This is a genomic window from uncultured Thalassolituus sp. (assembly GCF_950066645.1).
Classification (GTDB): Bacteria; Pseudomonadota; Gammaproteobacteria; order Pseudomonadales; family Oceanobacteraceae; genus Thalassolituus.
The window spans coordinates 102,381-114,647 of the sequence record NZ_CATMFB010000001.1; the positions used below are offsets into that span (position 1 = coordinate 102,381).

The window sequence follows — 12,267 nt, forward strand, 5'->3', positions numbered from 1 at the left end:
CGGAAAAACCCGGCACCTTTGCCAGTTGCTGACAAGACGCCGGGTTTTTCAGAGGCTTATCAGGCAGCCCAGTTCTGGTTGCCAGAGCCGAAGGTGGAAGACATCGCGCCTTTCAGGTTGCGGGCCATTCCGCACAGGCTGGCGGCTTTACCAGCAATAACCACAACGCCACCGGCAATAGCCAGTGCGGAACCTAAGCCCGCTGGGCTTGAAGCTGCGAGCTCAATGAGTTTCTGAACACTTTCAACGCCTGCTTCTCCCGCAAAATGGGCGCCTGCACCGGTGAATGCAACTGCCCCTGCCGCTTTACCAATTTCTTTCAGGGCATCATTGCGAGCGTCTGGATTATGTAGCACGTCGTTCTTATTGAGGTTTACATCGACAAAGCTCATCCCAACGGACTTACAGATGGCTTCCAGATCTTTTTTACTGGTATGACGTCCACGAGGATTCGAAAAGAAGACATCCTGGTTGGCCATGCCTTTCTGCGCGGTAATAATATCGCTGGCAACCGGGTTCGCTTTGATAAAACGCAGTGCCTGAACGAAGGTGCCGCAGCCTTCTCCGTGGATCAGCCACTTCATACTCTTGCTCTGCTTCTGAGCCTGCTGAATCATTGAGACAAGGCTTTGAATATGTTCCTTACTGGTGAATTCGTTGTTCAGCCAGAACAGTGAGAAATGATTTCCTCGTTGATGGGCTGTTGTCAGAGCATTGCTACCCTTCAGGTAAGCTTTCTCAATATGTACGCCCATCATTGAGCCGGCATCTTCTTTGTTTTTAAATTTACCGGAAACTGCAGCCGTGTGAGCTTTATCGCTCCAGCTGTGACTAAGATTCATTGAAGGTACGGGTGTAGAGCCTTGTGGGATGATCCATTTATCTTGATCCCACTCAGTCTTGTAGATACCGGGTGTTCTGCTGGTCAACGTAGTTGTAGTTGCGCTAATGAGGTGGATGTATATATCTTTCCGGTCGCTGCTTGTCGTATAGGAAAAATTGAATTCACCGATGTTGGCTTGCGGAGCCACCGTTTTATCTCCTATGGCGAGTCGTAATACCGCACGAAGGAGCGATGTCTCGTAATAGTTGCCCACATGTGAGTTTTTTATCTCTTCCCATGAGGCCTTCTGACTCTCCGGAATATGCACATTGTGCGCTATCCCCGCCTCGCGGCTGCTGAATATCTGAGCGTATCCTGCCTTGGTGGCTGACATAACTTCTCTCCTTGTTATGATTAAATATGAAATTCTGGTGCTGGATCACCAGCCTCGATAACGACAATTCTTGGCTCACCTTTTTCTAGGTCGCCGTCCCGCCATTTAGGTGGATATTTCCACGGTTCTGGTTCACGGTGTGGAGTAATCGAGGCGTTTGAAATGTTAGTTAGGGCCTCTTGCTTGCGTTGCTCTGCATAGCTACTGAGGTGCCATTGGATACTTCCACAGATACGATCACGCACTCGGTTAGCAGCATTAATCGAGTACTCAGCAGGAATATCTCCAAAATTTATAAAACGTAAAAATAATACGTATCCATCATCAAGAGCGGTAAAGGCATAAGCTTCAAAGTTAGCGTCTTCGGGTTCTTCGGGTTTATTGCTTGGTAAGTCTTTATGTTCCTCGCAAAAAATCCACGGGTTACCTTGCTTAGATTCGACCCTCCAGTTTACCGGTGATAGCTTCTTACCATGATGAGGTCTAGCTGGCCCACCATCGTACAAGTACCGCATCACAACCTGCTCCAGAATGGCTGGATTAAAACAGCTCATTCCTTCTGGAAGGCAGTCGACCCTTAAAGATGTGACCTGAAAGTCGGTACGACCGATATAGCCGAACTCCCAGATAGGTCCGAAGAATTCCCACCCGCGTCGGATACAGTTGGCGTAGCTGAACTTGTTGTCCTCGTATTCGTGGCCGTAGTCGTAGATGGAGCGTTCGTAGATATTGGGGATATCTTTGGGTGCAACATCAGCGTCAAAACCGGCTGAGGAGTAGTGCGGTGGCAGCGTGATATTCAGCTTACAACCAGCGATTGACACAGAGACGCGCTCTGGATTATCCAGACCCGGTACATAAGGGTTTTTACGAGAGGCAAAGAGGCGCTTAAACATAGTCCGTTGCATTGGTTCCGTTATAAGACCGAGTGTATCAGCGCTGTTTGTGTCGGGCCAACATCTGCGTGTGCGCTGGTTCCTGATTTCAATAAAAAAGCCCGGGCTGTGATTTCTACAGACCGGGCTTTCGATGGTTACGTCGCTGCCTGTCTTAGCACACCGAAACCGGTGCCGATTACAGCACCGAAATATCCGCGATACCGATAAACAGCCCTTGCAGCTGCTTCAGCAGTGCCAGGCGGTTGTTTTTCACGGCTTCGTCGTCGGCCATCACCATAACGTTGTCGAAGAAGGCGTCGACGGATTCACGCAGGCCGGCCAGTTCGGTCAGGGCTGCGCTGTAGTCGCCAGCGGCCATCAGCGGGGCAACTGCAGCTTGCTTGGCAGCAACCTGTTCTGCCAGTGCTGTCTCTTCGGCTTGTGCCAGCAGAGCGTTGTTTACGTCTGCAGTGACGGCATCGCCGCCGTTCTTAGCGAGGATGTTGGATACACGCTTGTTCGCAGCAGCCAGTGATTCGGCCGCATCGAGCTTGCTGAATTCGAATACGGCTTTCACACGACGGTTAACGTCCAGTGCATTCGTTACGCCCAGAGCACGTACGGCCTGGAATACGCCAGCCGGGATGTTTTCATCCGCGTACCAGGCGCTGAAGCGATCCAGCATGTATTCGATCAGGGTGGCTTTGGTGTCGGCCTTTGGCGCCGTTTTCCAATCACCTTCCAGCGCGTAATCAATGAGCGTTGCCAGGTCGATGTTGATCTCTTTCTCAACCAGAATGCGCAGCACACCCAGAGACGCACGACGCAGGGCGAACGGGTCTTTAGAGCCAGTTGGAATCTGACCAAGACCAAACAGACCCACAAGGCTGTCGAGGCGGTCGGCCAGTGCAATCAGCGTACCGGTTTGTGTGGCAGGCAGTTCATCACCGGCAAACGCAGGCATGTACTGTTCAACCATGGCGGCAGCAACATCAGCGTGTTCGCCATCGTGCTCGGCGTAGTATTTACCGGCCAGACCCTGCAGGTCGGTGAATTCGAACACCATGTTAGATACGAGGTCGTTCTTACACAGCTGCGCTGCGCGCTCTACCAGTGCCTTGTCGCCACCGGTTTCGCCAGCAATGCGGGATGCCAGAGCACCGATACGGCGGGCTTTATCTGCAACAGAACCGAGTTTGTTCACCCAGACGACGTTTTCGAGCTTGGCGAAACGGCTTTCGAGTTTCTGCTTACGGTCGGTATCCCAGAAGAAGGCCGCATCTGCCAGACGCGGGCGGATCACTTTCTCGTTACCGGATATCACCTGCGCCGGATCTTTCGATTCGATGTTCGATACGGTAATGAAGTTCGGCAGCAGTTTGCCGTCTTTCATCACGTGGAAGTATTTCTGGTGCTCTTTCATGGAAGACACCAGTGCTTCTGGCGGTACGCGCAGGAAATCTTCGTCGAATGAGCCAGCCAGTGCCACTGGCCACTCGTTCAGTGCGGTTACTTCGTCGAGCAGGTCGTCGTCGATGACGGCTTCGCCACCCAGCTTCACGCCTTCGGCAGCAACTTGCTCTTTGATCAGAGCAGAGCGCTCTGCGAAGTCAGCCATAACATAGGCTTCGCGCAGCTTGGTTTCGTACTCGCCCGGAGACGCAATAGTGATTTCGCCCGTTGAGTGGAAGCGGTGGCCACGCGTGGTGTTGCCTGCTTTCAGGCCCAGTACTTCAGCGTCTACAACGTCATCGCCCAGCAGCATCAGCAGCCATTGAACCGGACGTACGAATTCAACGCGTGACGCACCCCAGCGCATACGCTTAGGAATTGGCAGCTTGTCGAGGCTGGTCTGAACGATATCGCCTAGCAGTTCGGTCGTCTGCTTACCCTTAATCGTACGCTGAATCATCAGCTTGCCAGCGTTTTTGCCGTGAGATTCCGGTGCGGTCTGCAGGTCAGCAGCGCTCGCGCCAGCGCGGGACGCAAAGCCTTCAGCAGCCTTGGTTGGCTTACCATCAGCGTCGAAAGCGATCTTGGCGGGCGGGCCGTACAGGGTTTCTTCCTGATCGGCCTGCTGGGTTTCGAGGCCAGCAATACGCACAGCGAGACGACGTGGTGCGGCAAACGCGACGACCTCACCGAAGTTCAGGTTGGCGTCTTTCAGGCCTTGGGTAATACCCGAGGTGAAAGCGTCAGACAGGGTTTTCAGTGCCTTTGGCGGCAGCTCTTCGGTACCCAGTTCGACCAGAAAATCTTTCGTAGACATTACTTCTTCTCCTCCTCAGCAGCCGCTTCTTTGGCTTCGCGCTCAGCCTTCTGTGCTTCATAACGTGCGAGTACATCGGCACGGTTGGCTTCTTCCGCCAGCGGGAAGCCTTTTTCAGCACGGCTGTCGAAGTACGCCTGAGCTACTGCACGAGCCAGGGTACGGACGCGGAGGATATAACCCTGACGCTCGGTCACAGAGATCGCGCCACGGGCATCCAGCAGGTTAAAGGTGTGAGACGCTTTCAGTACCTGCTCGTACGCAGGCAGAGGCAGGTTCGCTTCGATTAAGCGCAGGGCGTCTTTCTCGTACTGGTTGAACGCGGTGAACAGGAAGTCCACGTCCGCGTGTTCAAAGTTGTACGCAGACTGTTCCACTTCGTTCTGGTGGAAGACGTCGCCATAGGTCACGGCTTTGCCGTCCGGGCCGTAGGTCCAGACCAGATCGTAAACAGAATCCACTTCCTGCAGGTACATGGCGATACGCTCAAGACCGTAGGTGATTTCACCAGTCACCGGGAAGCATTCGAGGCCGCCCACCTGCTGGAAGTAAGTGAACTGAGTCACTTCCATACCGTTCAGCCAGACTTCCCAGCCCAGACCCCAGGCGCCCAGTGTTGGCGATTCCCAGTTGTCTTCTACAAAACGGATGTCGTGAACGAGAGTGTCGATACCCATGGCACGCAGAGACTCAAGGTAGAGCTCCTGAATGTTTACTGGGTTTGGCTTCATTACTACCTGAAACTGGTAGTAGTGCTGCAGACGGTTCGGGTTTTCACCATAACGGCCATCGGTCGGGCGGCGGCTTGGCTGAACATAGGCAGATGCCCAGTTTTCAGGGCCAATAGCACGCAGGAAGGTAGAGGTGTGGAAGGTACCGGCACCGACTTCCATATCGAGCGGTTGGTTAATCACACAGCCCTGCTCGGACCAGTATTCCTGCAGGGCAGCGATAAGACCCTGGAAGGTTTTGATGTTATGGCGGCTCTCACTCACGGTGATAATTCCTGTGGTTTGCGCGAATTCAAAGACCCGGGATTATAACAGTGGTTTTGCGGGATAACAGGGGGAGTTAGCAGAGAGGCAAAGGGATGGCAGCGATTGCCAGAGAGGAGGGCACAGAAGGCCCTCCTTTCAGGGGATTACTTCATCAGAACCCGGATGTAGTTTGGCAGCGCGAAGCTGGCGACGTGTACTTCCGGATTGTAGTAACGGGTCGCGAAACCAGCGGCGTCGTATCGGGCCTGAATGTCTGCAACAGACTGCTTACGCAGTGCTTCGTTATCGGTTGCCCAGGCCAGTGACATAAAGCCGCCGGCGTAGGTTGGTACCGGCGCGACATAAAAACTGGCCTCGTTGTAGAGCTTGCTCAGGCGCTGGTAGGTGTTGGTCACTTCGTCACCCTGCATAAACGGAACACCGTTCTGAGCCACCATGATGCCGCCTTCGTTCAGGCACTTCTTCTCATCGGCGTAGAAGTCCGAGGTGAACAGCACTTCACCCGGGCCGATCGGGTCGGTGGAGTCGGAGATGATGACATCGAATTTATCGGTGCAGTTCGCCACGAAATCTTTACCGTCTGCGATCACGATATTTGCCCGCGGGTTGTCGTACGCACCGTCAGAGTGTTTCGGGAAGTATTCCTTACACATATCAATCACGCTGCCGTCGATCTCAACCTGAGTGACATGCTTAACGTTCTTATGACGCAGCACTTCACGCAGGATACCACCGTCACCGCCGCCAATAATGAGTACCCGCTCAGGATTCGGATGCGCAAACAGAGGTACGTGAACCATCATCTCGTGATAGATGAACTCGTCTTTCTCTGTGGTCTGAACCACGCCATCCAGCAGCATCACGCGACCCAGAAATGGCGTTTCGAAGATCTCAAGGTGCTGGTGCTCGGTTTTAACTTCAAACAGCAGGTCGCTGACAGTGAAGGACTGGGCGTAGTCGTCGTAGAGACGCTCGCGGACGAAAGTTTTCTCAGTCATGGGCGGGTTCCACAGTGGAGGAGATAAAGCGCGGGAGTATAACGGTCAGGGAAGCTGAGACCAAGGTGGCACCGGGTTTTCGCGTAATGGTTGTTACAGCGATCATTGATTTTGTGGACAGCAGCTCTTCTGTCTGCAAAACGTAAGTTTACACTTGTCTACTTTTGGCAGTTGTAGGCCGGTGATAACGTCGATTGGCTGAATAACAGCGTACTTTGCAAGAGGAATGCAAAATGAAAATAAAAATGCTCGCACTTATCTCTCTGTCATCCGTTCTGTTCGGTTGTGGCGGAGATGACGATAGTGACAGTCTGGATCAGCGCATGATGACTCTTGAAGAGCTCGAAAGTGCATTGCCTGTCGACGCACAAGGAACCAGTAGCAGTCTTGCGGGGCTGTGGCTCATGCAGCTGACTTCGCAAATGTCCGTTGATACTAATTCTGAAGATGACAGTGTTGATGAGCTGCATTACTTGCACGGTCGTCAGGTGGCTCTGATCACAGAGACAGAGGATGGCTTTCACACCAGTTTTTGTGGAAGTTATGCCGTACAGACAGACCTGGATTTCGCCGCAGCAGATGGTGCGGAGGGGACGTCATATTCGGCGGGGCTGGTTGACGATCAGACGCATTTTAATCTTGATATCACCGACAACCGGGAGCTGACCGGCGAGTTAACGGTTGCTCATGATGATGAAGTAACGGGCGACTATCAGTTTCTGGGAGTTAAGCTCAGCGATGCGACTTCGTTCGCAGCGGCCAGCAATGAGATGGATATCACTGCGAGTCTGACGGTAAACGGTGTCGAGTATGCATTTTCTGAACTGGGTACCGATGTGACTTGTGTTGGCAGTAGCGCTGGCAGCGCAGAAAACACTGCAGATTCGTACCGTACTGACGCATTCCATGTAGGTTTTACGACGGTTGAATCTGGTGCATCCGGCGTGAGCCTTGCCCTGGGTGAATTGAGCTGTCCGCAGAATATGATCGATGGTAGCAGTGAAACAGCGATTGCTGAGTGTGACGCAGCTTCTCTTGTCGTGGAGCTGGAAAGCAGCAGTTTTGAATATGATGAAAAGGAAGTCATCCTTGATTCCGGTTTCTCTGTGACATCAGCAGAAAACACCGATCGTAACGCTCTGTGGGATGTGCGCATCGGTTTGCCCGGAGCCTGACACCTTCCTTTACCGAGCACAAAGGCCAGCAATCGCTGGCCTTTCTTTTTAGCAGAGCACGACAGATTACTTTGGCACTTGCAGAACGTCGACCACACCGACGTGCAGCACACGATCTTCCCTGGCCACGGCCGGCAAAGAAACGGAGGCCGGCATTTCACCTGAATGTCATAAAGCTGGTGCAGGGTGCGCGCATGGAGAATCAAACAAAGGAACAGTTTCAATGAACAAACCTCTCATCTGTCTACCTCTGATAACTTTTACTTTACTGACTGCGTGTGGTGGGGGTGAAGGTGTCAGCCCCCAAAGTATTGAGTCGATGCAGCGGTTGCTTCCACAATCCCCAGTGTCCGGCGCATCGGATTCGCTGAATGGTTTCTGGCTGGTGCTTTCCAGTACCACATCTGAGGGTCACAGTGAGTATGGAAACGCTTCCTCGTATGACGAAGGCCGTCAGCTGGCGCTTGTATCAGAGGATGAAAACGGAGTTCGCCTGCACCTCTGTGCTTCTGATTATTACATGGAGTTTGACGAAGTAAGCCTGATCCGCGAAGGGCAGCAGCTGGCGTATGACGTGGAATATGGCTCAGAGGAAGAGGGGGACTGGTATTACGAACACTTCGCTGCGGAGATCACCGGGAATCATCGTTTCACAGGAACGGCGAAGGTCGGCAATCTCGATTCCGACCGAGAGTCGGAAGCAGAAGATGTTACTAACATTGTTGCTGTGAAGCTCAGTAACGCTCTCACTCTGACGGAACTGGCCAGTGAAGTCAGCCTGGACCTGTATCTGTCAGTAAATGATCAGGCGCTGACCACAGCGGAGCTGGCGAATGACATTATTTGTGCAGGCAGTTCAACGGGACGTGTGCGGGGGTCGGTCGACGGCATTCAGTACGACTTCGATAGTACTTATGTGGCAGCACTGACTGACAATGATTTTGAGGACATCAAATACAGTGCGCTGAGAGGAGCAGAGACCATTGATGATCAGATACTGCTCTCTCAGGATCTTATTCCAACCCCTGAAACGCCGGTCTTCATACGTGAGTGCGATCTTTACTGCGAGGAAGTTATCCGGGGATCGATCGATTCTGAGAACATCAGTGCGTTTGATAGCGAGGGCTTCGAGCTGCACTCCGAGATCTCGGCATCCCGTCCGGATGGCGCCACATTTGAGTGGCGCTTTAACCTGGAAGAAAACTGAAAAACAAAAAAAGGCCAGCAATCGCTGGCCTTTCTTATTAGCAGAGCACGACAGATTACTGTTCGAGACCTGCGATAAAATCTTTCAGGTCCTGTGCCGTTTTAGTTGGTGTTTCCGCCTGTTAGATGAGACTCAAGGTGTCGTCACAGGAGTCTACTGTTTATTGATATGTCTGTTATGCTGCAGGGAGTAAATACAAGAACAAGGGAATGTAATATATGAATCTCCGTTCAGTTCTCATGATTTCTGTTGCTGGATCGCTCATTGCTTGTGGCGGAAGCGATAAATCATCCTCACAGAAACAGCTGTCTTTAGATACGCTTCAGAAAAATCAGCCTCAGGTGAATATCGCGCTGGATTCTATGACACCGGCGGGAATTTGGGTTGGTGACTTCAGTAATACCGCTGAATTTACATTTCATTCGACCAGTGGCTCACACGTGGATAACGGTCGCATGGTATTCCTTATTGAGCCCACCGACGACGCATCCCAGTATGTGGTCAATTTATGCGCCTACAACACAGAGGCGATGACAAAAGATATTTTCTCTGTAAGTGGTAGTTCTCTGGGACTGGAAATCGATGAATCCTACCCTGAAGAAGACGAGGTGTGGCGTTGGACCATAAACTTCGCGATGGAGCAGAACCTGTCGGCGACCATGACTGGCGATTATTTTGACGAGTATGGAGACTATAGCCGTACAGAGACGTTCCTGATGGCTGCAACTAAGATCAGTGATGCAACCAGTTTTACGGAGGCAGCTAGTTCTCTGGACATCAGTTACCACTCTTCTAGCAGCGATGATACTGCCTTCTCTGATGTGAGTGATAAATTGACCTGCCTTGTATCATCGGAAAGACCGGTAAAAGGTACCGCGACCACGGGTGAAAACTACAGTGGTACATTTGCATTCGCTGGGGCAGTGCTTGGCCTCTATGAGTACATTGATATTCTCGAGTACCGCATTGAGGGTGTTGACGACCTTGACGCTGGTGAAGTGGCGTACATAGTCGGCTCTGAGGCCAGAGCTAGCCTTTGCTACGATGAGCCGTGCGCCGCTGTCACCGACGCTTCCGTCGCTATTACAGAGAGTAGCGCTGCTGCTTTCTCTTTTGAAGGTTCAGCCTCTCTTGATGACGGTTTGCCAGATGTAGAATTTTCTTTTTCTATTGCAATTCCTTAGACAGCCCTGAATGACACAAAAAAGGCCAGCAATCGCTGGCCTTTCTTATTAGCAGAGCACGACAGATTACTGTTCGAGACCAGCGATAAAATCTTTCAGGTCCTGTGCCGTTTCTGCGGGCGCTTCCAGTTGTGGCAGGTGACCAATGCCATCCATCTTGATGGTGGTTACGTTAGGCATCAGTTTTTCCAGAACGTCGACTGCACCAACGTGCAGTACGCGGTCTTCTTTGCCCCAGACCAGTAACGTCGGCGTTGCCAGGCCAGTGACCCGGGCTTCAACGCTGTCTGCTTTCAGCTGGGCAAAGATTTTCTGCTCAAGATCGAAGTTTGCGATACGTTTTCTGGCCATCTGGTCTTTAACAAAGCCGGGTACGAACGGAGGTTCGCTCATGACCAGATCGAATACATCGCGGAACTCCTCTTCTGTCTTGGCCGTCAGTGGGTTTACCCCAGTCTCGCGGATGATGCGGGCCATTTCAGATTCAGGTGCAGACCAGACACCGCCGGGATCAAGCAGCCACAGGCTTTTCACTTCAGCCGGATAAATCGATGCGTATGTCATGGCGATATGTCCGCCCATTGAGCTTCCGCCAATATGAATTCGGCGTTTAAGGTCCAGCAGTGTGAACAGCTCGTGCAGGCGGCGTGCCTGTGCCAGAGGGGAATAATCTGCATCTTCCGGCTTAGATGATTCTCCGAAACCGATGTGATCAGGAACGATCAGGTGGAAGTCTTTCAGGTAGGGAGCAGATTCGGTGAAGTTGTCTTTATCGGCACCGAATCCGTGTAGCAGAACCAGAGTGTCCGCGTCTTTGTTATCCGACTCGAGGTAGACGTACTTCAGGCCACTGCTGAGGGTAATTTCTTTCTTTTCCAGGTCGCCCAGGCCGCGCTTAAGATCTACCAGAAATGCCGCAGTGCCGGCGGGCGCAATCATTACGGTGGCTGCAGAACCGATAACGGCGAGTACAACGACCGCGATGAGAACTTTGATGATTTTCATTATGTCTTCCTTAAAAGTAACAGGCGCGCCTATCTTACCCCGCAAATGCGACTTCGCCATGGTTAAAACCGCCGGACTTCACTCCTGAACCTGCAATTTCAGCCAATCTCCGCTCGCAACAACCTCCGCTCCGGGCGGCCTGAACAGGCTTTCGTATACCCAGACGGGGTGGCGGAACATCTGTCCGTTAAATTCGACCTGGGTTTCGACACGTTGATACTCGTGCGGGCGGGGAGATACTGCATCGCACCCTTCGTAGCGGTCCAGAGTGCGTAACAGGCTGTCGTCATGGATCAGAAACAGATCGCCTGTAACCCAGCGGCAGTCGTTCAGCAGCAGCCCCGGGTAACGTCCAAGGTCAAACAGCTCACCCCCGACCCTGGCCTGACCGAGGTGCCTGGCTTTCTGGCGCAGCGCCTGCTTTGCCATTGCAGCACCCCCTATGCTGCTGGTGCGGCGCCAGGCAGGGCGCAGGCTCCCGTATACAAAAAGGTACATATGTTGTGCTTCTGTCATTCTGAGAACTGCCTGTCAGAAAATGTGGAATCCAGTGAGATGAATGTGACCGGAGACACGTTAGGGAGGTTGTGACGTTCGGCGTCGGTTTGCAAGTTGAAAATGCCTGCTAAATTGAACATCAGTTAAATTTAAATCTGCAAACAGGATACGACATGAAACTGACGACCTCTGCAATTCCCGCATGCGCGGCTGTTCTGGCTCTGACACTACAGGGTTGTGCTAATGATGTTCAGGTAGCGCGCGTTCAGTCAGCGGTTCCTGACTCTCCGGTCGGCATCTGGCTGACGGAAGCTCAGGTGGGCGAGGAGGCAGAGATCCGCCAGCTGATGGTGATTGAGGCTCTGGGCAGTGGTGACTACCGCATCCATGAATGTGCATTGACTGCCAATGCCAGCGAGGCACTGAGCCGGACTCATTTTCATGGTGGTCGCCTGCGGAGCGGCTGGGCAATTACGGATGAAAATTTCGTGCAGCCTTACAGTGAGTCTGAGCTGATCACTCTGGTCGTCGACGGCCATTCGCTGGCGGGTGAATATCATCAGTACGATCGTAATCTTGATGGTTCGTATGTGGCCCATCAGGTGGTGGGCATCACTGGCACCCGGATCAGTACGGCGCAGAGTCTGGATACCTTGTCGGCACTGGAAATCCAGTCAATGCTGGGAACGGGGGCTGCCTGGACCGCGGATACCGGGCATCTTGGGCAGACTTGTGCGGCTGTGAGTACAGAGACTGATGTTGCGTCGCAGCTGGTGGCTGAACTCTTTGAGGAAGGCGGCACTCCGACGGTTCTCGCCGGAGGCCGCTGAGTTATCAG

Annotated in this window: 11 protein-coding genes; 4 read left to right on the plus strand and 7 right to left on the minus strand. The window is 52.7% G+C overall.

Features of this window, described 5'->3' with window-relative positions:
• Nucleotides 1–59 precede the first annotated feature (59 nt).
• The 5 genes from Q1L85_RS00465 to speE all read right to left on the minus strand — a co-directional run bounded on the left by Q1L85_RS00465 (nucleotide 60) and on the right by speE (nucleotide 6,360).
• Entirely contained in the window at nucleotides 60–1,217 is a 1,158-nt protein-coding gene (locus Q1L85_RS00465) for a hypothetical protein (RefSeq protein ID WP_300431960.1), read from the minus strand.
• A gap of 20 nt (nucleotides 1,218–1,237) precedes the next feature.
• Nucleotides 1,238–2,113, minus strand: coding sequence for a hypothetical protein (locus Q1L85_RS00470; protein WP_300431962.1), 876 nt, complete (start codon nucleotides 2,111–2,113; stop codon nucleotides 1,238–1,240).
• 178 nt (nucleotides 2,114–2,291) lie between these two features.
• Entirely contained in the window at nucleotides 2,292–4,364 is a 2,073-nt protein-coding gene (glyS, locus tag Q1L85_RS00475; RefSeq protein WP_300431964.1) for a glycine--tRNA ligase subunit beta, read from the minus strand.
• Nucleotides 4,364–5,359, minus strand: a complete 996-nt coding sequence (glyQ, locus tag Q1L85_RS00480; RefSeq protein WP_300428055.1) for a glycine--tRNA ligase subunit alpha — start codon at nucleotides 5,357–5,359, stop codon at nucleotides 4,364–4,366. The genes glyS and glyQ overlap by 1 nt, the downstream gene beginning before the upstream one ends.
• A gap of 146 nt (nucleotides 5,360–5,505) precedes the next feature.
• On the minus strand, nucleotides 5,506–6,360 hold the full coding sequence (gene speE, locus Q1L85_RS00485) for a polyamine aminopropyltransferase (protein ID WP_300428056.1): 855 nt from the start codon (nucleotides 6,358–6,360) through the stop codon (nucleotides 5,506–5,508).
• Between the two features lie 233 nt (nucleotides 6,361–6,593).
• On the opposite strand from speE, the gene Q1L85_RS00490 reads away from it, so the two are divergent.
• The 3 genes from Q1L85_RS00490 to Q1L85_RS00500 all read left to right on the plus strand — a co-directional run bounded on the left by Q1L85_RS00490 (nucleotide 6,594) and on the right by Q1L85_RS00500 (nucleotide 9,926).
• Entirely contained in the window at nucleotides 6,594–7,535 is a 942-nt protein-coding gene (locus Q1L85_RS00490; RefSeq protein WP_300428057.1) for a hypothetical protein, read from the plus strand.
• Nucleotides 7,536–7,758: 223 nt separating this feature from the next.
• A complete protein-coding gene (locus Q1L85_RS00495; RefSeq protein WP_300428058.1) occupies nucleotides 7,759–8,742 on the plus strand; it encodes a hypothetical protein in 984 nt (327 codons plus the stop codon).
• Nucleotides 8,743–8,960: 218 nt separating this feature from the next.
• Complete coding sequence (locus Q1L85_RS00500; RefSeq protein ID WP_300428059.1) at nucleotides 8,961–9,926, plus strand: hypothetical protein; 966 nt, start codon at nucleotides 8,961–8,963, stop codon at nucleotides 9,924–9,926.
• A gap of 66 nt (nucleotides 9,927–9,992) precedes the next feature.
• Here the strand turns inward: Q1L85_RS00500 and Q1L85_RS00505 are convergent, their stop codons facing one another.
• Together Q1L85_RS00505 and Q1L85_RS00510 are read right to left on the minus strand one after the other, a co-directional pair.
• Nucleotides 9,993–10,931, minus strand: coding sequence for an alpha/beta hydrolase (locus tag Q1L85_RS00505; protein WP_300428060.1), 939 nt, complete (start codon nucleotides 10,929–10,931; stop codon nucleotides 9,993–9,995).
• A 78-nt stretch (nucleotides 10,932–11,009) separates the two neighbouring features.
• Entirely contained in the window at nucleotides 11,010–11,429 is a 420-nt protein-coding gene (locus Q1L85_RS00510; RefSeq protein ID WP_300428061.1) for a gamma-glutamylcyclotransferase family protein, read from the minus strand.
• 173 nt (nucleotides 11,430–11,602) lie between these two features.
• Between Q1L85_RS00510 and Q1L85_RS00515 the strand changes: the two genes are divergently transcribed.
• Nucleotides 11,603–12,259, plus strand: a complete 657-nt coding sequence (locus Q1L85_RS00515) for a hypothetical protein (RefSeq protein WP_300428062.1) — start codon at nucleotides 11,603–11,605, stop codon at nucleotides 12,257–12,259.
• Nucleotides 12,260–12,267 lie beyond the last annotated feature (8 nt).

Coding starts and splice junctions, on each gene's coding strand:
- Q1L85_RS00495 (WP_300428058.1), top strand. CDS start 7,759: ATGAACAAACCTCTCATCTGTCTACCTCTGATAACTTTTACTTTACTG.
- Q1L85_RS00515 (WP_300428062.1), top strand. CDS start 11,603: ATGAAACTGACGACCTCTGCAATTCCCGCATGCGCGGCTGTTCTGGCT.
- Q1L85_RS00500 (WP_300428059.1), top strand. CDS start 8,961: ATGAATCTCCGTTCAGTTCTCATGATTTCTGTTGCTGGATCGCTCATT.
- Q1L85_RS00490 (WP_300428057.1), top strand. CDS start 6,594: ATGAAAATAAAAATGCTCGCACTTATCTCTCTGTCATCCGTTCTGTTC.
- Q1L85_RS00470 (WP_300431962.1), bottom strand. CDS start 2,113: ATGTTTAAGCGCCTCTTTGCCTCTCGTAAAAACCCTTATGTACCGGGT.
- speE (WP_300428056.1), bottom strand. CDS start 6,360: ATGACTGAGAAAACTTTCGTCCGCGAGCGTCTCTACGACGACTACGCC.
- Q1L85_RS00505 (WP_300428060.1), bottom strand. CDS start 10,931: ATGAAAATCATCAAAGTTCTCATCGCGGTCGTTGTACTCGCCGTTATC.
- Q1L85_RS00510 (WP_300428061.1), bottom strand. CDS start 11,429: ATGTACCTTTTTGTATACGGGAGCCTGCGCCCTGCCTGGCGCCGCACC.
- Q1L85_RS00465 (WP_300431960.1), bottom strand. CDS start 1,217: ATGTCAGCCACCAAGGCAGGATACGCTCAGATATTCAGCAGCCGCGAG.
- glyS (WP_300431964.1), bottom strand. CDS start 4,364: ATGTCTACGAAAGATTTTCTGGTCGAACTGGGTACCGAAGAGCTGCCG.